The organism is Arthrobacter sp. TmtSoilC79 (assembly GCF_059739405.1).
In genome coordinates, this window is sequence record NZ_AP046051.1 from 3,104,258 (window position 1) to 3,124,867 (window position 20,610).

A 20,610-nucleotide genomic window follows, 5' to 3' on the forward strand; every position below is an offset into this window, starting at 1 on the left:
ACGGGTGCCTAGGCGGAGGCGTCGAGAATGACGGAGCGCGTCAGGTTGCGGGGCAGATCCGGATTCAGGCCACGGACGCGCGCGCGCTCCAAAGTGACCTTGTGGACGCGCGCCAGTTCAGCCAGCGGGTGCTTGTCAGTGTGGAGGTAAAGGGCGCCGGTGACGGCCATGTCACTGTCCAGGCCTTCGGGCTGGGTACCGAACAGCCACGTCACCCGGCCCGGAGCGGCGATGGAGATGGGTCCGTGGCGGTATTCCATGGCGGGGTAGGACTCGGTCCAACCCTGTACAGCCTCGCGCATTTTCAGTCCGGCCTCATGGGCCAGCCCGACAGTCCAGCCCGTGCCCAGGAAGGTGAATTGCTCCGCATCCAACAGCTCCTGCGGGACCGGAGCAACCACGGCGTCGCGGGCATCCTCGATGGCCTGCTGCACATCGATATCAAGGCTTGTGAGCAGGTAGACCAATGCGGTGGTGGCGAACCGGGTCTGGACCACGGAACGTTCATCGGCGTACTGCAGTCCGATCACGGCATCTGCAAGCTCGACGATCGGAGACGTGGTATCACCAATAATCGCCACCGTGGGGACAATTCCCTGAAGGTCAGCCAGGATCTCAAGTACCTCAGTGGTGGTGCCTGACCGCGTGATGGCCACAACGGCGTCGTACTGGCGATCGGCACTGTTGTTGTTGAGGAAGGCCTCGGAGGCGGCGAAGGCATCGGTGACGCCCTTGCCTGCGGATTCGCGCGCTGCTGCATAACTCTGGGCCATGAACCAGGACGTTCCGCAACCGATCACGGCGATGCGCTTTCCGTCGGCGGGAAGCAACTGCTCGGCCCGGGCTTGTTCTACCGCCCGCTGCCAGACCTCGGGCTGGGAAACCAGCTCTTCCTCCATGAAGGCGCCCAGTGTGTTCTCGCTCATCGTGTGTTCCGCTCCCGCTCAGCTTAATGACGTTTTCTGATCTATAGAAACACTAAACGATCATTTTCGATCTCACAAGGATCATCCGCGCGGGAAGACCGCTCATTATCTGCGTAGGTGCGGAATGCGCAGGATGACAGGGAAAGCGTGTGCCGACATGTGCACTTAAGTTAACTGACTGTTAACTCTTGTCAACTTCTGTCCCATGAAGCAGGCTTAGAACCGTCCGCAAGAATCTGATCAATATCAGCTCGGAAAAATCAAGAAGGAGCATAATGCCCCGCTTGTTATCCCCCAGACGCATCGCAGCGCTCAGTTTGGCCTGCGTCGTCGCCTCATCCTCGCTCGGTCTGCTGGCCATAGCACCGGCCACGGCAGCCCCGACCTCCCCGCCCTCCCCGCAAGCCGACCCCGTCAGCACTGCAGAAACAGCCACCATCGCCTCCGGCCAACTCACCGTGGATGTCTCCACCGGCTTTCCGCAGGTCCTCAGCTATACAGACGCAGCCACCAAAGCACGTCTGGAAGGGACCGCGAAGCGGCTCAGCACCATCACCCTCAACGGTGTGGAGTACACGGTGAGCGGGACCTCCACCGCATCCGGGAAGGATGCCCGGGACTACGTGATGACCGTTTCGGAATTCGGCAACACCGTCATCAACGCCCGTCTCTCGGTGAAGAAGAACGTGGTCTCCTTCAATGTCACCGAGATCAAGGACTCCGCTGATCATCAGGTCAAGACCCTGCAACTCCCCCGGCTGAACCTGGTGACGGTCGGATCCGCCCAGCCCGGAGCCCAAGTGTCAACGGCCAACCTGTCCGTGGACCGCAGCGTTAGCGGTGACGAGTTCACACCCATTACCGCCGCCACTGCCCTGGACGCCACCGCCAAGAGCTCGGCCTACGCCCTGGCCAACACAGCGTCCCTGGGCGCGGCGGTCGAATCGAATGCCCTCTACGACACGTCCTCGGGTCCCGGCGCCAAGGATCGCGGGCGGTTCTGGCGCCAGGCAGTAAGTGATGGTGCCGGCGGAGTTTCCATGGGTGTCGCCAGTGGCCAATGGCTGTACCGGGCAGAAGGCTCCCCGGCCACCGAGGAACTTCCGTGGACGCGGGTTGCCATCACCACCGACGCCAACGCCGACGGCGGAGTGGATTGGCAGGATGCCGCCATCGCCATGAGGTCCATCCAGGTCAGCGCAAACAAAGGCGAGCAGACCCCGGACAACGTGATCACCCACATTCCCTTCAACTTTGCCTCCCAGGCAACCCACCCCTTCCTGCGCACCCTCGATGACGTCAAGCGCATCGCCCTGGCCACGGACGGACTCGGGCAGGTGGCCATGCTCAAGGGCTACACCAGTGAAGGACACGACTCGGCCAATACCGATTACGGCAATAACTTCAATACACGCGCGGGCGGGCTGGAAGACCTTAATACCCTGGTCAAGGAGGGCAAAGACTGGAACGCCAGCTTCGGAGTCCACATCAACGCCACTGAAATCTATCCCGAAGCCAAGTCCTTCAGCGAGGACCTGCTGCGGGCGGACAAAGGCTTGGGGTGGAACTGGCTGGACCAGTCCTACTACATGAACCAGCGTGCAGACATCACCTCCGGCAAGCTTGCCCAACGCATCAAGGAACTGCGGGAAGCCACGGACAAGAACCTGGATTTCGTGTACGTGGACGTCTACTACGAGTTCGGCTGGCTGGCCGAACGCCTCCAACAGGAACTGGTGAAGAACGGCTTCCGGGTGGGCTCGGAATGGGCGGACCACCTCTCGCGGAACAACACCTGGTCGCACTGGGCCAATGATGAGAAGTACGGCGGCTCCACCAACAAGGGCGTCAACTCACAAATACTGCGCTTCATCAACAACACCCAGTCCGACGTCTGGAACCCGGACCCCAAGCTGGGCGTGAGCCACATTGTGGAATTTGAAGGGTGGACCGGACAGAACGACTTCAACGCATTCAGCGAAAATGTCTGGACAGCCAACCTGCCCGCAAAGTTCCTGCAGCACCACCCCATCACCAAGTGGACAGCTGACAGGATCGACCTCGCCGATGGCGTGTCCGTTACCGGAAACACAGCAGCCGAACGCAACATCACGGTTGCGGACACCTCGGTTTTGCGCGGCGGAACCTACTTGCTGCCGTGGTCTTCGAAGGAAAACGGCAAGGCCGACAAGCTCTACCACTACAACCCCGCCGGTGGTACCAGCACGTGGACGCTCACCAAGGAGTTCGCCAAGGCCAACACCCTTGAGCTGTTCAAACTGACGGACAACGGCCGCGTCAAGGTTGCCGACGTCCCCGTAGTCAACGGACAAGTGAATGTCACCGCTGATGCCAGGCAGCCCTACGTCCTTGCCCCCGGGAACAGCAAGCCGGGGCTGCCCGGTACTGCCGGCTTCGGCGAAGGGACCGCGTTCAACGATCCCGGCTTCAACGGCGCCGATCTCTCCGCGTGGAACCCGGCCGGCAGCGTCACCCAGGTCCGCGACGACAAAGGCCGCCGCTACGCGGAGATGGGGGCAGCGGCGTCGTCGATCAGCCAGGACGTCAAGCTCGACGCCGGAACCCAATCCGTGAGCGCCTGGGTGGAAATCCAACCCGGCAAAACCCGGCCCACCACGCTGTCCGTGGACATCAACGGCAAAACCGAAAGCGTCACCATCGACTCCTCCAACGCCGAAAACTACGTGGCCGGCGACGAAAAACACGGCACCTCCTTCCAGCGCGTCCGTGTGCTGGTGGACGTCCCGCACAACAACACCAAAGCCAAGGTCACCGTCACAGCGGCCGACGGCGACGCAACAGTTCGCGTTGATGACTTCCGGGCGGTGAAAACCAGCCGGGTACCCACTACGGGCCTGATCAGCGAAAACTTCGAAAACGTAGACCAAGGCTGGGGACCCTTCGTCAAGGGCGACGCCGGCGGCTCCACCGACCCGCGCACCCACATCACCGAACGCCACGTACCCTTCACCCAAAAGGGCTGGGACACCAACCTGATCGATGAAGTCCTGGACGGTACCTGGTCCCTGATCGCACACGATGAAAACCGCGCTCCCAACGGCGGACCCGGCATGGTGTACCGCACCACGGAGGCAACAGTGCCGTTCCAAGCCGGCCACAAATACAAGGTCTCCTTCGACTACCAGAACTCCAAGGCCGGGCAGTACGCCTGGGTTTCCGGCTACGACTCCCAGGCCGGTCCCGCCGTGACCGGAAGCCATGCCCTCGATGCCAAGACCTCCACCACACGGTTCGGGCAGACACTGGACACCGGTTTCTGCGGCGACTACTTTGTGGGCCTGCAACGCACTGGCAGCTCAAACGGTTCGGACTTCGCCTTGGACAACTTCCTGGTCGAAGACCTCGGAGCCTCGGAATCCGTCCCGGCGTGCGCGCAACTCTCGGCCTCCCTTCAAGGGGACGTGGTCCAGCAAGGAAAGGCGCAGGACTTCGTGACCACCTTTGTCTCGGACGAGCCGGCGGCCATCAAGGACCTGGCCATCACCCTGGCATTACCCGAGGGATGGACGGCAACGCCCTCCACACCTTCTTCCGCGGACACCCTGCCCGCCGGAGGAACCCTCACCACCACCTGGAAACTCACCGCACCGGTTTCAGCGGATGGCGACTACCCCATCAAGGCGACAGCCACATACAGCACTACGTCCGGGCAGGCGGGCAGCCGGACCATCACCACCACCAGCACCGTCCGGACGCTCCCCAAGCCACCCCAGACCACCGCGTTCGCCAGCGACCACCCGTGGGTCAGTGCAGCCAACGGCTGGGGTCCTGTGGAGAAAGACCAGTCCAACGGCGGAACCGGGGCCGGTGACGGTACTCCCCTCACACTGAACGGCACGGTCTACGCCAAAGGCCTGGGAGCCCACGCCAACGGCAACGTCCGCTACTACCTCGGCGGATACTGCACCGCCTTCACCGCCACTGTGGGCATCGACGATGCCCAGCCGACGCGCGGAAGCGTGAAGTTCTCGGTAGTGGCAGACGGAACCACCAAGGTGACCACGCCGGTCCTCGGCGCTGCGAGCGCTCCTCTCCCACTCACTGTGGATGTCACCGGAGCACAGTATGTGGAACTGGTGGCCGACGATGCCGGGGACTCCAACGGCAACGACCACGCGGACTGGGCCGACGCCAAATTCACCTGTTCCACCACGTCCCAGCAACCGCCGGCACCTGTCCTGACGGGGACTGTGTTCGCCTCCGACCTCCCCTGGATCGGCAGCACCAACGGGTGGGGTCCTGCGGAACGGGACCGCGCCAACGGTGAGCAGAACGCCGGCGACGGGCCCGCCTTGCGGCTTGACGGCGTCGTGTACCCGAAGGGCATCGGAGTCCACGCCGACTCGAAAATCAGCATCGCCACCGAAGCCAAATGCACCGCATTCAGCGCGGTGGTGGGCGTGGATGACGCGAAGCTGAACAAGGGCCTGCACGGTTCTGTGGTGTTTATCGTCAAGGGCGACGGGCGGGAACTGATGCGGACTCCCGTCCTCAGCGCCGATTCAGCCGCGCTTCCGCTCGCCGTGGACATCAGCGGCGTAAGGAACGTGGAATTGATCGCCGACAAGAACGGAGACGACGCCGGCGACGACTGGGGCGACTGGGCAGACGCAAAGTTCAGCTGCGCCTAAAGAGCAACGCGGGGTCACTTGTGGCCCTTCCGGAACTGCGGAAGGGGCCATAAGTGACCCCGCGTTGTTTAAGTTCAGACAGCCCGGACGCCCGCGCGCCACACCGAATGCGTCAGCGGGATCCCCGGGCGGTAGGCCAGGTGCGTGGCCGACGGCGCCTTCAGCAGGTGCAAGTCCGCGCGATGCCCGACGGCGAGCGAACCCACCGCCCGTTCGCCGTCGACGTCGTTCCCCGACTCCCGCCCCAATGCCAAGGCGCCACCGTAAGTGGCCGCCCGGACGGCTTCGTGGACGCTGAGGTGCATTTGAAGCACGGCAGTGGTGACACAGAAAGCCATGGAACTCGTAAACGAGGTACCGGGATTGCAGTTCGCCGCGAGGGCGAGCTGCACGCCGGCGTCGAGCAATTCACGGCCAGGGGCAAGCGGTTGCCGGGTGGAAAGATCGCAGGCAGGAAGGCACGTTGCCACGGTGCCCCTGCTTCCCTGACCCGCGGCCGGGTCCCAGCCGGCCCACGTTCCCGCGAGCGCAGCAATGTCCTTGTCCGAGAGGTAATTGACGTGGTCCACGCTGGCGGCGCCGAACTCCACGGCCAAGGCAACACCGGGGCCTTCGCCGAGTTGGTTGCCGTGGACCCTCAAGCCCAGTCCGGCCTTTTTCGCTGCCGTCAGGACACGCCGGGACTGGTCCTCAGTAAACGCCCCCCGTTCGCAAAACACATCTGCCCAGCGGACATACGGCAGGACGGCGTCCAGCATCGGACCGCACACCAGGTCCGTGTATTCCTCGGGATCTGAACCTTTCGGGACAAGGTGCGCCCCGAGGTAAGTGACCTCATCAACTTCGGCTGCGGCGATGCGGGCGCTGCGGGCCTCGTTGTCAACGTCAAGCCCGTACCCGGTCTTGCTCTCCAAGTAGGTGGTTCCTTGCGAGACTGCCTCGGCCACGCGGCCCCGGACCAAGCTGGCAAGCTCGTCGTCGCTGACCCTGCGCGTGGCACCCGTGGTGACGGCGATCCCGCCCGCGCTGTAGCTCTGGCCCGCCATGCGGGCCTCGAACTCAGCCGTGCGGTCCCCCGCGAAGACCAGATGGGAATGCGAATCCACCCAGCCGGGCAGGACGGCGCGGCCCTCGGCGTTGATCATTTCGTCGGCGGCCGGAGCGTCCTTGGCCGAACCGATCCAGGAGATGCGCTCGCCTTCGAACACGATTGCGGCGTCCTTCAGGACCCGGTGTTCAAGGTCCTGGGTCATCAGTTCGCCGATGTTGGTGATGACTGTGCTGCCGCTGTTCCCGTTCCTGTTTCCGCTCATGACCCTATTGTTCAGCGCCGGATGGACCAGCGTGTGGCTGCGAGCTGCTCCGCTGTCCGGGATTCCGGACTGTCGGCCCCGACCTCGCCGAGGATCAGGGCAGTGGCCAGTTCCGCAATGGCCGAGGACGTTTGGAAACCGTAGCCGCCCTGTCCGGCCAGCCAGAAGAAGCCGGGCGCTTCGGCGTCGAATCCCACCGCCGGAACTCCGTCTGCAGCTTCGGTGCGCAGGCCCGTCCACGCGCGGTCCACTGAGCGGATCCCCAGGGTCGTCACGGTGTTGAGGTTGCTGATCAAGGCCTCCACATCACCGGCATACGGCTTGGCATCTTCTGCGCCGCTGGGCACGCTTTCCGAGGGCGAGATCAGCACTTGGTTGCCTTCGGCGCGGAAGTAGAACGAGTCATCTGCTGCGCACACCATGGGCGTTTGGGGCGTCAGGGGGTTCTCGACATTCACTATCGCGGCAGTCCGACGGTATGGCTGCAGGCCCAACTTCTCCACGCCGCTGATAACGGCAAGCTCGTCCGCCCAGGCACCTGCGGCATTAACCACGACGCCGGACTGGAAGCCTTCGGTGCCGGCGCCCACCTGCCAGCCGCTCCCCAACCGCTGGGCGGAGTGGACCCTGGCTCCGGTGATGATGTCCACGCCGGCAGCTTCTGCCGTCCGGCGGTGCTCGTCCAGCAAGAGCGGGGCGTTGCAGCCGAAGGAGCCACTATCCAGCCCGGCCGATGTGAAGGACCCGGGGTCCAGGGCCGGGCAAAGACGCATCGCTTCGTCGTGGGTAATAGCGTGCATGTTCCCGCTGGCCTCGGCCCGTACCGATTCTTCATCGCCCACCAGCATGAAGCCGCGCGGGGTGAGGATGGGTTCGGCCGCTACGGCATCCCGGGCTGCCAGCATCTCCAAGGTTCGGATGGTCAGTTCCTGCACCACCGCCGGGCCGTAGCTGGGGATCAACTGCCGGGCTGAACGCGAGGAAGTGTGGAAGGCAAGGGATTGCTCTGCTTCGACAAGCGCCACAGTGCACTTGCCCGCGAGGGCCGCCGCCAAGGACAGTCCGCCGATCCCGCCGCCAACGATTACCACGTCATAATTCGAAGCCATGGGACCATCCTGTCAGACCCGATGCTCTCCCACATCCCACGCCCTTCAAGGGAAACCATCTCTCACATCCCACGCGCTCCAAGGGGAAACCTTCTCCCACATCCCACACCCTCCAGGGAAACCTTCTCCCACATCCCACCCGCTTCAAGGGAAACCTTCTCTCACATCCCCCGCGTTCCAGGGAAACCTTCTCCCACATCCCACGCCCCTCAGGGAAACCATCTCTCACATCCCACACCCTTCAATGCGCGCCGGGTCCCTGGGCTTCAACGTCGGCCAGTACTGCAACAATGACGGCATGCACCGCAACCATCCCATCCGGCGAGTAGCAGAAGATCCCGCCAAAGCACTGGACCGCCGCCAGTGGCCGGCCAGCCTTCCTCCGGTGGCACAGCTTCTGGACCAAGGTCTGGATCTGACGCCTGCAACAATCCTGGTGGGCGAAAACGGTTCTGGTAAGTCGACAGTTGTCGAGGCCATCGCCATGGCCTACGGTCTGTCTCCGGAGGGCGGCTCAACGGGGGCCCGACACACTACAAGGTCCACCGAATCCGAACTGGGCAGCCACCTGCAACTCATCCGAAACGCCGGAAGCAGCAAGCGTGGTTACTTCCTTCGGGCTGAAACCATGCACGGTTTTTTCACCTATCTGGAGCAGAACCCCAGCACTTACGGCGACTTGCCCTTCCACGATATGTCGCACGGCGAATCGTTCCTCGAGCTCGCTGTTGACCGGTTCCGTGGGCCCGGATTATGGGTATTGGATGAGCCGGAATCAGCGTTGTCGTTCAATGGCTGCCTCAGCCTGCTCTCAGTTCTCAAGGAGTTGCTGGTTGATGGCAAGTCCCAGGTCATCATGTCTACGCATTCGCCTTTGCTTGCCGCACTTCCCGGTGCCCAAATACTTGAAGTCGGGCACTGGGGTCTTCGGTCCAGACAATGGTCGGATCTGGACCTGGTCACCAATTGGCGATCATTTCTGGACGCCCCGGAAAGATTCCTCCGGCACCTTTAGGACGGGAGCCGACGCTCGCTCACTTTCTTGAAGAAAGTGAGCGAGGATCACCCCAAACCCCCGGGAGACATGAGAGAGGATCACCCCAAAACCCGGGGGACGTGAGAGAGGAACACCCCAAACCCCCGGGGGACGTGAGAGAGGAACACCCCAAACCCCAGGGGACGTGAGAGAGGACCCACCCAACCCCCCGGGGGATGTGAGTGAGGGCTTAGGCGACTGCGGCGCGACTCTTGACGAACGCCTGGACGCAGGCTTCGACGTCGTCCGCGCTGTGGGCGGCGGAGAGCTGCACACGGATCCGGGCCGCGCCCCTGGGCACCACGGGGAAGCTGAAGGCCGTCACGAAGACGCCGTTGTTGAGCATTTCGTCCGCGATCCTGGCGGCCATCACGGCGTCGCCAAACATGACGGGGATGATGGCGTGCTCGCCGTCGAGGAGCTCGAAGCCTTCCTCGCTCATGCGGCGGCGGAACAAAGCTGCGTTCTCAAAAAGTCGGGTGCGGAGTTCACCGGACTCCTGTACCAGTTCAATGGCCTTGATGGTGGCCGCGACGATTGCCGGGGCCAGGGAGTTGGAGAACAGGTACGGGCGGGCCTTCTGGCGGAGCATCGCAACGATCTCGCCGCGGCCGGAAACGTAGCCACCCGAGGCGCCGCCAAGTGCCTTGCCGAAGGTGCCGGTGTAGATGTCCACACGCTCGGAGACACCGGCGTGTTCGGGGGTGCCGGCGCCGGTGGGGCCCATGAAGCCGACGGCGTGGGAGTCGTCCACCATGACCAGGGCGTCGTGCTTCTCGGCGAGGTCGCAGATCGCTTCAAGTGGTGCAAGGAAGCCATCCATGGAGAACACACCGTCCGTGACGATGATCTTGCGACGCGACCCCGAAGCCTCAAGAAGCTTGGATTCGAGATCGGCCATGTCCTGGTTGGCGTAGCGGAAGCGCTTTGCCTTGCTCAGGCGGATGCCGTCAATGATGGAGGCGTGGTTCAGGGAGTCGGAGATGATGGCATCGTCCGGGCCGAACAAGGACTCGAAAACGCCACCGTTGGCGTCAAAGCAGCTGGAGAAGAGGATGGTGTCCTCAGTACCCAGGAACTTCGAGACGCGGGCCTCGAGTTCCAGGTGCAGGTCCTGGGTTCCACAGATGAAACGCACCGATGCCATCCCGAAGCCGCGCTCGTCCATGGCTGTCTTGGCGGCGGCAATGATGTCCGGGTGGTCTGCCAGGCCGAGATAGTTGTTGGCGCAGAAATTAAGGACCTTGTTGGCCGGCTGGCCGAGCTGCCCGGCAGCGATGTGGCTGGCCTGAGGGGAATCGATGTGGCGTTCGGTCTTGAAGAGTCCGGCGCCGCGGATCTCCTCCAGTTCGCCCTGCAGCTGGTCTTTGATGGCTGAATACATGGGTACTCCTAAAGTTGGGGGTGTCCGGGGCAAGGATGGTCGGGTGGCAGTCCGAGTGGGATTACAGTTCAGTCCAGTCGAGGACCACTTTGCCGCCGGTACCGTTGCGGGCAATCTCGAAGCCCTTCTCCCAGTCCTTGGCAGAGAGCTTGTCGGTGACTACCGCGGAGATGTTGCGATGCAGCGCGGGGTTGGAGGACAGCATGGCGCTCATGGCGTACCAGGTCTCGAACATCTCCCGGCCGTAGATGCCCTTGAGGGTGAGCATGTGCGTGACTACCTTGCCCCAGTCAATATCGATGGACTGGCTGGGGAGCCCGAGCATGGCGATGCGTCCGCCGTGGTTCATGTTGTCGATCATCTCAGGCAATGCCGTGGGGTGTCCCGACATTTCCAGGCCGATGTCGAATCCTTCGCGCATACCCAGTTCCTGCTGGGCTTCGCGGACGCGCATCTTGGAGACGTCGACGGCGAGGTCTACACCCATTTGCCGCGCCAGTTCCAGCCGCGGGGCTGAGACGTCAGTGATGGCGATCTTGCGCGCACCGGCGTGACGGGCGACGGCAATGGCCATCAGCCCGATGGGTCCGGCACCTGTAATGAGCACATCTTCGCCAACCAGCGGGAAGCTCAGTGCCGTGTGGACGGCGTTGCCGAAGGGGTCGAAAATCGCTCCGAGTTCCGGGGTAACGGATTCGTCGTGGTGGACCCACACGTTGGTTTCCGGAATCACCACGTACTCCGCGAAAGCACCATCGCGTTGCACGCCGACGGAGACGGTGTGGATGCACATCTGGCGGCGTCCGGCGCGGCAGTTGCGGCAAATTCCGCAGACCACATGGCCCTCGCCGGAGACCCGGTCCCCCACCTTGACGTCGCGGACGTCTTCGCCAATTTCCACGACTTCGCCATAGAACTCGTGGCCGGCGATCAACGGAGTTTCGATGATGCCCTGGGCCCAGGCGTCCCAGCTCTGGATGTGCAGGTCGGTGCCGCAAATGCCGGTGGTCATCACACGGATTTTGACGTCGCTGGGGCCCGCTTCGGGCTCAGGACGTTCGACGAGTTCGAACCCTGCGTGGGGTCCGGATTTGTAGAGAGCCTTCATGGGATTCCTCACTGCCGGGGCTGCTTCGCTGCTGCTGAGTCCATTAGAGCCCCGTCAACGATTTAGCACAACTAGATTCTTCTCAATCAACGATTTAGGATTTGCTAATGGAAATACACCAGTTGCAGATGCTTCGTGAGCTTGGCGACCTCGGCAGCGTCAAGGCCGTGGCCGAGACGCTCATGGTCACTCCGTCGGCTGTTTCCCAGCAACTCGCACTGCTGCAAAAGTCAGTGGACGTGCCACTGACGCGCAAAGAGGGCCGGGCTCTGGTGCTCACCGACGCAGGCCGCGTCCTCGCAGAGGCAGGTGCCGCCGTCGTCAATGCCATGGCAGATGCGCGGGCCGCCATCGGCGCGTACCACGATGCTCCGGACGCCCCCGTGAGCGTGAGCGCCTTCCATAGCGCCGGGCAGGCGTTGTTCGCCCCGTTGGCGGCGTTGCTGGCATCCGGAACAGCGTCCGACGGCGGGAAGTCGCCTCGCCTCCGACTGTCCGACGAAGATGTGGCGCAGGAGGATTTCCCGGGGTTGGCGGCCCGCTATGACTTGGTTTTGGCGCACCGAATGGACAACAGCCCCCAGTGGCCCGAAGACAAGGTGGCCGTGATTCCCCTCGCCGACGAGCCCCTGGACATCGCCCTCCCCGCGGATCACCCCCTGGCGGACCGTGCGGAACTGAAACCATCCGACGTCGTGGGTGAATCCTGGGTGACCAGCCGTGACGGCTACTCCCCCGCGGACGTCCTTGCCGCGGTCGTTGCCGTTAGTGGCAGGCCCGCCGAGGTGCTGCACCGGATCAACGACTATTCCACGGTGGCGGCGCTGGTGTCTGCGGGCGGGGCGATTGGGCTGTTGCCCCGGTTCACCGCGCGACGGGTGCTCGATGCCGGAGTGGTGCTGCGTCCATTGTCAGGAGTGAATTCGGTGCGCAAGATCGACATCCTGGCCCGCCCCGAAACGCTCAAGCGGACATCGGTCATGACGGTTTGCGAGTCACTTCAAACCGTCATGACCGAGCTTGTGGAACTGTCCGGCCGGCGCTGACCAGCACTGACCGGGCAGCCCGGGTCAGTCGCGGACCAAGGCGGGCTGTCCGGCGTCGAAATACGCCACCAGCTCCGCAGGCAGCTCCGGCACCTCCCGGGCAGAGCCGTCACCACGCAGTGATTCCGCCGCCAGGATGCCGGCCACCACTGCCTGCCGCGCCGCAATGGGGCTTGTTTGGGTCCGGCCGCCTTCGGAAGCGAACTGCAGGAACTCCCCGATCAGGCGCGGGTCCGCACCGCCGTGGCCGCCTTCGCCATCCTCGATGGTGATGACCTCGTCCGGTACGGCATAGCCGGAGGACCGGCTGGTCCATACATTGATGGTCTCCCCCGGCCCGTCGCCAAGGTTCTCAATGCGCCCCTTGGTGCCAATGACGGTGTAGTTGCGCCAATAGTCCGGGGTGAAGTGGCATTGCTGGTAGGAAGCCAGCACACCGTTGTCCAGGACCATGTTCATCATGGAAATGTCCTCGACGTCGATCACCTCCGCCAGGTCCTTCTGCTCGGTGGGCGGCCAGTTGTCCATGGAGAACCAGTCCCCCATGCGCCTGCCGGCGTTGTTGCTCCGGTTGGCTACATCGCCGTATACGGCCAGATCTCCGACGGCGGAAACCCGCTTGGTGTATCCCCCGGCCAGCCAATGGATCACGTCGATGTCATGGGCACCCTTTTGGAGCAGGAGCGAGGTGACGTTTGCCCGTTGGGCGTGCCAGTCCTTGAAGTAGTAGTCGCCACCGTGGCCCACGAAGTGGCGACACCAGACCGCTTTGACCTCGCCGATGCTGCCTTCCTCGATGAGTTGGCGCATCTGTACTACAACCGGCATGTGCCGCATGTTGTGGCCGACGTAAAGACGGGTGCCGGTCTCATAGGCGGTCTTGAGGATCAAGTCCGCAGCCTCGATGGTGATGTCCAGGGGCTTCTCGCAGAAGGTAGGGATTCCCGCCTTGAGCGTACGGACTGCGACGGCGGCGTGCTGGTTGTCCGGGGTCAGGACCAGGACAGCGTCGATCCCACTGGCCATGAGTTCCTCGAGATCCCCCGTGACGCGGGCGGTGGGAATCCGTTCTGCAGCGTCTGCCCGGCCGCGTTCACTGAGGTCGCAAACGATGGTGACCTCAGAGCCCTGGCCTGGCTTGTGGGCATGCTTCCACAGCCCCGATCGCAGGCCGAAACCAACGATGCCGACCTTCAAATCCTTTTCCATGGTGTGCAGTTTCCTTCTTCTGTTGCTTAGTAAAGTCTGGTTGCGGCGCTGCGGTGCGGCGCCGATTCACGCACGAACAAGTGCCAGGGGAAGTCCAGGACACCGGGCTCCTCTGCGGTGCCGGCATCGGCCGGTCCTGTCGCACGGCGTAGGAGCAGCCGGGCAAGTTTGTCGAAGAAATCCACTGGACCAACTGTGCTGAGGGAGGGCGACATCCTTTCGCCCTCCACGGTGTTGCCCACGCCGATGATGTCTACGTCGGTGCCTACCGCCAGGCCCAATCTCTGGGCGGCGTTGATGGCGCTGACTGCGGCATAATCCGTAGTGGCGTAGATGGCTGTGGGCCTGTCCGGCAGGCTGAGCACGCGGGTTGCTGCCGCATAGGCCCCGGCGCTGGTGCCATCGAACAACCCCACGTAGTCCTCGCGTTGCAAAATCCCCGCGTGCTCCAGTGCCTCTGCGTACGCGCGGTACCTGGTGCCACCGGATGTGCCGGCCGCCGTAGCAGGAGTCAGGCAGGCGACGCTGCGATGGCCGTGGAGCAGGTGCTCCACGGCCATGCGGCAGCCGGGTCCGGCGATGGATCGGATGACGTCGAAGCCTTCCGCATTCACGTTCTCGTCAAAGACCACCAGCGTGGTTCCGTGCCCTGCCAGTTTTCGCAAGGCCTCCCTCTGATCAGGACGGACGGCGTCGACGAACACAGCGTCGGCATTGTGCGTGCCAAGGACCTTGACCCAGTCGGCGTCCCCAAGGATCATCGGGGTGATTCCCAACGGGGCGGCCGCCTTTTGAACGGCCTCGATCACCGACAACGACCACGGATCGGAGAGCATGGTCAGAGAAAGGATCACGGTGTTGGTGCGGCCCGTCCGGATGGCCCGGGCTGCCTGGTTGGGGCGGTAGCCAAGCCGCTCCGCGGCCGCCTTGACCTTCTCCGCCGTCGGGTCCGAAACACCGGGGCCGCCATCACCTCGGCGACCGGACAACACGTAGGAGACCGTGGCGGTGGACACGCCTGCCAGTTCGGCCACCATGCGAATGGTGGGCCGGACTCCGGTGGTGCTTGCTTTTGCCATGGTTCCCCCTGCTGTGTTCGTTGTCCGCCAGTGGTTTCCGGCACTGGCTGGTTGTTTGTTTGAGGCTAGCTCCTGAATACCGGCACATTCGGGTCCAACGCGGCCTGGTATTCCTCGCGCATCTTGTCGCCGCCTTCACTCTTCCAACGCTTCACAGCGTCCTTGAGCTCGTCCACCTTGGCGCGGCCGGTAATGATGTCCACTACCTTGTCCCGCAGTTGCTTCGTGATTTTGGCGCCTACCTTGGCGTTGGTGTCCGAGTAGGAACCGTTGGTGGGGTTGCGCCATGCAAACTCAAGCAGTTTTTCTTCCTGCTGGCTGACGTATCGCGTGTCGTCGTCGAAGCCCGGGTTGAAGATGACGTTCTCCGGGCTGGACATGATGTTCAAAGCCGAGACCAGGCCGGGCGCGTTGGTGGTTCCTGTCTCGGTGCGTGCCGGGTTGCCCGAACCGTCGATGGTGTAGTCCTCACCCAGCTCGCCGAAGTTCTTCTGCATGTACTCCACCGTGCCGAACGGGGCGGACAGGTAGTTGATGAGGGAGAGCAGTTCACGGATCTTCCCTTCCTCGGCCTTCTTGAACGGCGTGAAGCCCACCGTGCCGTAACCCATGTCGTAGACCGGCTTGACCTTGCCGTCGGCACTGAACGGAATGAGGACATCGAACCGGGCGGTCTTGTTCAGCGCGCGGTAGCTCCGGATATCGTGCGGGCCAACCACTACCTGGGCTGCCACGCTGCCGTTGGCGACACGTGAGCGGATGTCCGTTGCCTTGGAGTCCGGGTAGAACACGCCTGCTGCGAACATTTTGGCGGTGAACTCCACACCGGCCAGGTACTCGTCTGTCTCGTAGAGGTGGGTAAGGGTACGGTCCTTGTTCACAGCCCAGCTGTTGGGGGCCCCGAACCATTCGGTGACCATGTGAAGGGCATTGATGTAGGCCGGTTCCAACGCATACTGCTGGTCACCGGGACGGGTCAGCTCCTTGGCTTTGTCCAGGAACTCATCGGCGCTTGCCGCTTCAAAGCCGCCCACCTTCGCCCACATGTCGTGGTTGCCAAGGTACACCTGGCCGAACGGGGTGCTCGGGATGGGAGCTCCCCAGATCTTGCCGTTCACGACGGCGGTCTTCCAGGAATCGGGCTTCAGTGCAGCCAGGTTGGGGTACTCAAGGACGGCGTCACCGGAGAGGTACGGCGTCAGGTCCTGGAACTTGGCTTCCAGCATGGGCCCGACGTTGGGGATACCCTGGTTCGGCGGAACCCACATCATGTCCGGCAGATCGTTGCTGGCCAGGACGGTGGCGAACTTTGCCGGGTAGCCGTCTCCGATGTCTTCGGCGATCTGAAGCTCCAGGTCACCGCCGAGCTTGGTGTTGAGCCGCTGCCAGAAGGGATTGTCCTTCATGCCGGGGCTCATGGTGTCGAACGTTTCGGTCAGGCCGGTCACTTTGCCCTTGAGCGGCGGTGTCTTCACGGACTGCACGGCATTGGGCAGCTTGAAGTAGCCGGCTTGGAGGCCCTTGGCGTTGCCCGCAATATCCGGGGTAACGCCGGTGAATTCCCTGTAGGTGGGCAACTTGACCGAAGCGGAGGCAGCGGCGCCTCCACTGCCCGATGCTCCGCCGCCACCGCAGGCGGACAGGCCTGCAGCGGTCACGGCCAGGCCTGCGAGGCCAAGGAAACCGCGTCGGCTGAATCCAGCCTGGGAGGTAGTGCTCGTCATGGCATAACCCTTTCTGGTTACTTGCTTTTCTCTGAGGTTTGAGTGCTTGGGTATTTCTGGAGTTCGGAGGCTGTCAGCCCTTGACGGCGCCGGTGATGACGCCCTTGGCGAAGTGCTTCTGCAGGAAGGGGTAGACCATCAGGATGGGGACCAGGGCAACCACAACCACGGCCATCTGGATGGACTGCGGCGGCGGCGTAGTGGTGATTCCCAATTGGTCAGCCGCACCGCTGCCTTGGACCACGAAATTGCGGAGCAGCAACTGGATGGGCCACTTGCTGTGATCGTTGATGTAGAGGAGCGCGTTGAAGAACGAGTTCCAGAAACCGACCGCGTAGAACAGCCCGACCACGGCGATCACGGCTTTGGACAGTGGCATCACGATGCGCCAAAGGATTTGCCAGTCGTTGGCGCCGTCGATCCTGGCACTTTCGATCAGTTCACCGGGGATGTTCATGAAGAATGACCGCATCACCACAAAGTTGAAGGCTCCAAAGATGCCCGGCAGGATCAAGGACCACAGCGAGTCCAACAGGCCCAGTTGCCGGATCATCAGGAACGACGGGATCAGGCCCGGAGCAAACAGGAGGGTGAACAGGACGGCGAGAATCACCGGGCGGCCAAAGAGGACGGTACGGCTGGTGGCGTAGGCCATGGTGATGGTCACGAAGAGCGCCAGGATGGTCCCTACTGCTGTGACCAGCATGCTTACGCCTAGTGATTGCAGCACCATGGGGCCTTTGAAGATGGTGGCGTAGGCCTCCAACGTGGGGCGTTCGGGCCAGAGGACAAAGCCGCCAGCCTTCACCAACTGCTCTGTGTCAGCGAGGGACGTCGAGACCACCAGCAGGATGGGCGTGAGGATGGACAAGCTGAAGACGACCAGCACTACTGCTTTGATCGTTTGGTAAAGGGCGGAAGGCTTTTCCTTCCAGACCGGGCGCTTGGGGTTGTAGGTAAGTTCCCGGGGTTTCCTGGTGAAAAGTGTTGTTGCCATGGGTTTCTCCTTGTGCGGCAGGCGCGAGGGTCAGCGTGGCTTTCAGCGCACTTGTTTTGCGAAGATGCCGTCTTCGCCGAAGCGGTGGGCAAGTTTGTTGGCGCCGTAGATCAAGAGAGCACTGACCACTCCCTTGGCCAGGCCGGCTGCGGCACCTGAGCTCCAGCCGCCGCCCACCACGCCGGTGTAGTAAGTGAAGGTGTCCAGCACTTCCGCGGCTCCAGCACCGACAGCGTCGCGCTGGAGGATGAACTGTTCAAAGCCGACCGAGAGGATGTCGCCGACGCGCAGGATCAGCAAAAGTACGATCACGGGCCTCAAACCCGGAAGGGTGATGTGCCACATCCGGCGCCATCGACCGGCGCCGTCGGCAGCAGCAGCCTCATAAAGGGACGCATCGATGCTGGCAAGGGCTGCCAGGAAGATGATCATTGCCCACCCGGCGTCCTTCCAGATCATTTGGACAACCACCATTACCGGGAAAGTTTCCGGATTGGTCATGAACGGAATGGGGTCCATTCCCCAGTCCCTCAGCAGGTTGTTGACGAAGCCTGCGCCGCCGAGCATCTGCTGGAAGAACGCGATGACCAGAACCCAGGACAGGAAGTGCGGGAGGTAAGCGATGCTCTGGAAAATCCGCCGGACCCGGGTGCTGACCAACGAGTCCACGATCAGCGCCAGTACCAAGGGAACCGGAAACAGGAACACCAACTGCCAGCCGGCCAGGTACAAGGTGTTCCAGAAGGCGTGAATGAAGTCCGGGTTTCCGAACAGGTCCACGAAGTTCTGCCAGCCGACCCACAGACTGTCACCGATGCCCAGATAGGGCTGGTAGTCCTGGAACGCGATGACGTTGCCCAGGATGGGGATGTAGAAGAAGAGCAGCAGGAACGCCACACCCGGGACCATCATGAGCAGCATCTGCTTGTCGCGCCGCAGACGGGACCGGAAACTCTGCTGCGGGGGCTTGTTCCTCTTCCGCTTCTTCGCAGATCCAGGGGCGCTCCCCCGTGCCGGCGTCGCGACCCCGCGGGCCTCCGGCAGTGCCGGGGCCTGTTCCGTCGTCGAGTTCATGCTGTCTCCTCAAGTGTTGAGCCTGTACCAGCAATGTGATCCAAGCCACGCTCGTTAACCGTTTAACAAACCATAAGTGACAAGGATCTCTTTTTGCAAGAACATGATTGAAAGTGATCGCAAAAATCACTTTTCATCACTTCGGAGGGTTTGGCTCACTGTGGCCCGGGCGGTAGTGGCGCGGGGCGGTAACGGGTGCCTGGTTAAGGCGAGGGCAGGACGGGAGCCTCCGGCAGGCCACCCGGCCCCGCTAAAGTACAAGCAGTTGGATTTTCAGACAGAAGGTGGACATGGCAGATTGCTGCAGCCCGGGCACCGGTGCCCGGGAACACCCCGCGCCCGGGCCGGCACTGCCCCTGCGCCCGGCGGGCGGACACCGGGACCCGGGCGCCGCCGTCGAGCCTTCCGCGTCGACGGCTGTCCCAGCCGTAAGCGGCGACGGAACCAACGATGTCGACATCCCTGCCGGAACGTTTTCCATGGGCGATCCCTTCAACGAAGGTTACGAAGACGACGGCGAATCACCCGTGCACGAGGTGTCGGTCTCACAGTTCCGGATCAGCGCCACCACCGTGACCAACGAAGAGTTCGCCGCTTTCGTCGATGCCACCGGCCACCGCACGGAGTCGGAGATCTACGGAACATCAGCAGTGTTCCACCTCGCCGTGAAGGCCAACGGCCAGGACGTTTTGAACCGGGTCAACAACGTTCCTTGGTGGCTCAATGTCCGTGGAGCGGATTGGGCCCATCCCGCAGGCAAGCTCTCCCACTGGTCCGACATCCCGGACCACCCCGTTACCCATGTGTCCCACAACGACGCCCTGGCTTACTGCCAATGGGCGGATCGCAGGCTTCCCACGGAAGCCGAGTGGGAATATGCCGCACGCGGCGGGCTGTCGGGGCAGCGCTATCCCTGGGGCAACGATCTGCACTCCACCACAGCAACAACAGAGGGCCACAACTGCAACATCTGGCAGGGCGACTTCCCGACCCGCAACACAGTGGAGGACGGCTACCTCACCACCGCGCCCGCAAAAGCGTTCAACCCCAACGGCTACGGGCTGTTCCAAACCAGCGGGAATGTGTGGGAATGGTGCAGCGACTGGTTCCTGCCCAAGTACTACAAAACCTGCCACGCACAGGGAACCGTCCAGGACCCGCAAGGGCCCAGCATCGGCCGGGGCCGGGTAATGCGCGGCGGCTCATACCTCTGCCACGATTCCTATTGCAACCGCTACCGCCTCGCCGCACGGAGCTCAAACACGCCGGACTCAGCCAGCGGCAACCTCGGTTTCAGGACGGTGGCCCTCTAGCTGCGCGGCTTTGACCTACTTGTGCCCATGCCCACGCTGGTGCCCATGGCCTTTGATGCCAACCGGCAGATCGCCGGAGACGATCCTGGTGGCTGTCACTGAGCCGCCATCCTTGGTGCCGCTGATGCGCACGGCATCGCCGGCTTTGAGGTCAGCCGCCGTGGCCGACGCCAGTGACGGCCTGCCTTTGCCATTCCCCGGCTCCGAGGTCCCTGCAGAAACTTTGGCGATCCGCGTCTCCGCGTTGATCGCGTAGCGCTGGCTGAAACCGTCCTCGCTCTTCACAGTCACCTCCGAAGCGCTCACGGCATCGATGGTTCCAGCCTGGGTCACCACGGTGCGGTAGCTCCCATCCTGCTGCTTCACCACGTGTTCGCCATGGATTGGCTGCCCGCGGCCTTCGGTGGGGTCGGATTTAGCGGACGCGGACGTACCGGGTGAGGCAGAAGCGCTCGACGGCGAAGGGCTGGGTTGGGTGCCCGCCCACACGGCGGCGGCCCCGCCGCCGGTCAAGGCAACGGCGATTCCGCCGGCCAGAAGGACCTTCCGGAAGCTGGGTGACAATGTGGCCATGGATCCATTGTGCGCCCAAAGCAAAGTAGGCCGCAGTAAAAACTGC

At 63.0% G+C, this 20,610-nt stretch carries 15 protein-coding genes; 4 read left to right on the forward strand and 11 right to left on the reverse strand.

The window, feature by feature from the left end; translation table 11 throughout:
• Positions 1-8 precede the first annotated feature (8 nt).
• The gene (locus AC6JA3_RS14310) at positions 9-926 is read right to left on the reverse strand and encodes an SIS domain-containing protein (RefSeq protein WP_347783578.1); all 918 of its coding nucleotides are present in this window, start codon (positions 924-926) and stop codon (positions 9-11) included.
• Between the two features lie 275 nt (positions 927-1,201).
• Here AC6JA3_RS14310 and AC6JA3_RS14315 point away from each other — a divergent pair, with 275 nt between their 5' ends.
• Entirely contained in the window at positions 1,202-5,599 is a 4,398-nt protein-coding gene (locus AC6JA3_RS14315; protein ID WP_347783579.1) for an endo-alpha-N-acetylgalactosaminidase family protein, read from the forward strand.
• Positions 5,600-5,673: 74 nt separating this feature from the next.
• On the opposite strand, the gene hutI is transcribed toward AC6JA3_RS14315, so the two are convergent.
• Complete coding sequence (hutI, locus tag AC6JA3_RS14320) at positions 5,674-6,912, reverse strand: imidazolonepropionase (RefSeq protein ID WP_347783580.1); 1,239 nt, start codon at positions 6,910-6,912, stop codon at positions 5,674-5,676.
• A gap of 11 nt (positions 6,913-6,923) precedes the next feature.
• Positions 6,924-8,021, reverse strand: a complete 1,098-nt coding sequence (locus tag AC6JA3_RS14325) for an NAD(P)/FAD-dependent oxidoreductase (RefSeq protein ID WP_347783581.1) — start codon at positions 8,019-8,021, stop codon at positions 6,924-6,926.
• 298 nt (positions 8,022-8,319) lie between these two features.
• Here AC6JA3_RS14325 and AC6JA3_RS14330 point away from each other — a divergent pair, with 298 nt between their 5' ends.
• Positions 8,320-9,036: an AAA family ATPase gene (locus tag AC6JA3_RS14330; protein WP_026541453.1), complete on the forward strand. Its 717-nt coding sequence runs from the start codon at positions 8,320-8,322 to the stop codon at positions 9,034-9,036.
• Positions 9,037-9,247: 211 nt separating this feature from the next.
• Here the strand turns inward: AC6JA3_RS14330 and AC6JA3_RS14335 are convergent, their stop codons facing one another.
• Together AC6JA3_RS14335 and tdh are read right to left on the reverse strand one after the other, a co-directional pair.
• Positions 9,248-10,441, reverse strand: coding sequence for a glycine C-acetyltransferase (locus tag AC6JA3_RS14335; RefSeq protein ID WP_026541452.1), 1,194 nt, complete (start codon positions 10,439-10,441; stop codon positions 9,248-9,250).
• Between the two features lie 61 nt (positions 10,442-10,502).
• Positions 10,503-11,549: an L-threonine 3-dehydrogenase gene (gene tdh / locus AC6JA3_RS14340; protein ID WP_026541451.1), complete on the reverse strand. Its 1,047-nt coding sequence runs from the start codon at positions 11,547-11,549 to the stop codon at positions 10,503-10,505.
• Between the two features lie 107 nt (positions 11,550-11,656).
• Here tdh and AC6JA3_RS14345 point away from each other — a divergent pair, with 107 nt between their 5' ends.
• A complete protein-coding gene (locus AC6JA3_RS14345) occupies positions 11,657-12,595 on the forward strand; it encodes a LysR family transcriptional regulator (RefSeq protein WP_026541450.1) in 939 nt (312 codons plus the stop codon).
• Positions 12,596-12,619: 24 nt separating this feature from the next.
• On the opposite strand, the gene AC6JA3_RS14350 is transcribed toward AC6JA3_RS14345, so the two are convergent.
• From AC6JA3_RS14350 to AC6JA3_RS14370, 5 genes are all read right to left on the reverse strand, one after another.
• On the reverse strand, positions 12,620-13,813 hold the full coding sequence (locus AC6JA3_RS14350) for a Gfo/Idh/MocA family protein (RefSeq protein WP_026541449.1): 1,194 nt from the start codon (positions 13,811-13,813) through the stop codon (positions 12,620-12,622).
• Between the two features lie 17 nt (positions 13,814-13,830).
• Positions 13,831-14,883 (reverse strand): LacI family DNA-binding transcriptional regulator, encoded by a 1,053-nt coding sequence (locus AC6JA3_RS14355; RefSeq protein ID WP_026541448.1) that lies wholly within the window; start codon positions 14,881-14,883, stop codon positions 13,831-13,833.
• Positions 14,884-14,948: 65 nt separating this feature from the next.
• Positions 14,949-16,607, reverse strand: a complete 1,659-nt coding sequence (locus AC6JA3_RS14360) for a type 2 periplasmic-binding domain-containing protein (RefSeq protein WP_026541447.1) — start codon at positions 16,605-16,607, stop codon at positions 14,949-14,951.
• A gap of 73 nt (positions 16,608-16,680) precedes the next feature.
• Entirely contained in the window at positions 16,681-17,604 is a 924-nt protein-coding gene (locus tag AC6JA3_RS14365; protein WP_026547142.1) for a carbohydrate ABC transporter permease, read from the reverse strand.
• A 42-nt stretch (positions 17,605-17,646) separates the two neighbouring features.
• On the reverse strand, positions 17,647-18,678 hold the full coding sequence (locus AC6JA3_RS14370; RefSeq protein ID WP_497920172.1) for an ABC transporter permease: 1,032 nt from the start codon (positions 18,676-18,678) through the stop codon (positions 17,647-17,649).
• A gap of 290 nt (positions 18,679-18,968) precedes the next feature.
• On the opposite strand from AC6JA3_RS14370, the gene AC6JA3_RS14375 reads away from it, so the two are divergent.
• Positions 18,969-19,991, forward strand: coding sequence for a formylglycine-generating enzyme family protein (locus tag AC6JA3_RS14375; RefSeq protein ID WP_347783583.1), 1,023 nt, complete (start codon positions 18,969-18,971; stop codon positions 19,989-19,991).
• Between the two features lie 15 nt (positions 19,992-20,006).
• Here AC6JA3_RS14375 and AC6JA3_RS14380 read toward each other — a convergent pair whose 3' ends face one another.
• Complete coding sequence (locus tag AC6JA3_RS14380) at positions 20,007-20,564, reverse strand: DUF5666 domain-containing protein (RefSeq protein ID WP_347783584.1); 558 nt, start codon at positions 20,562-20,564, stop codon at positions 20,007-20,009.
• Positions 20,565-20,610 lie beyond the last annotated feature (46 nt).

Bases quoted from the DNA above. Each gene is read 5' to 3' on its own strand.
- AC6JA3_RS14310 (WP_347783578.1), bottom strand. From the start codon at position 926: ATGAGCGAGAACACACTGGGCGCCTTCATGGAGGAAGAGCTGGTTTCC.
- AC6JA3_RS14315 (WP_347783579.1), top strand. From the start codon at position 1,202: ATGCCCCGCTTGTTATCCCCCAGACGCATCGCAGCGCTCAGTTTGGCC.
- hutI (WP_347783580.1), bottom strand. From the start codon at position 6,912: ATGAGCGGAAACAGGAACGGGAACAGCGGCAGCACAGTCATCACCAAC.
- AC6JA3_RS14325 (WP_347783581.1), bottom strand. From the start codon at position 8,021: ATGGCTTCGAATTATGACGTGGTAATCGTTGGCGGCGGGATCGGCGGA.
- AC6JA3_RS14330 (WP_026541453.1), top strand. From the start codon at position 8,320: ATGCACCGCAACCATCCCATCCGGCGAGTAGCAGAAGATCCCGCCAAA.
- AC6JA3_RS14335 (WP_026541452.1), bottom strand. From the start codon at position 10,441: ATGTATTCAGCCATCAAAGACCAGCTGCAGGGCGAACTGGAGGAGATC.
- tdh (WP_026541451.1), bottom strand. From the start codon at position 11,549: ATGAAGGCTCTCTACAAATCCGGACCCCACGCAGGGTTCGAACTCGTC.
- AC6JA3_RS14345 (WP_026541450.1), top strand. From the start codon at position 11,657: ATGGAAATACACCAGTTGCAGATGCTTCGTGAGCTTGGCGACCTCGGC.
- AC6JA3_RS14355 (WP_026541448.1), bottom strand. From the start codon at position 14,883: ATGGCAAAAGCAAGCACCACCGGAGTCCGGCCCACCATTCGCATGGTG.
- AC6JA3_RS14360 (WP_026541447.1), bottom strand. From the start codon at position 16,607: ATGACGAGCACTACCTCCCAGGCTGGATTCAGCCGACGCGGTTTCCTT.
- AC6JA3_RS14365 (WP_026547142.1), bottom strand. From the start codon at position 17,604: ATGGCAACAACACTTTTCACCAGGAAACCCCGGGAACTTACCTACAAC.
- AC6JA3_RS14370 (WP_497920172.1), bottom strand. From the start codon at position 18,678: ATGAACTCGACGACGGAACAGGCCCCGGCACTGCCGGAGGCCCGCGGG.
- AC6JA3_RS14375 (WP_347783583.1), top strand. From the start codon at position 18,969: ATGGCAGATTGCTGCAGCCCGGGCACCGGTGCCCGGGAACACCCCGCG.
- AC6JA3_RS14380 (WP_347783584.1), bottom strand. From the start codon at position 20,564: ATGGCCACATTGTCACCCAGCTTCCGGAAGGTCCTTCTGGCCGGCGGA.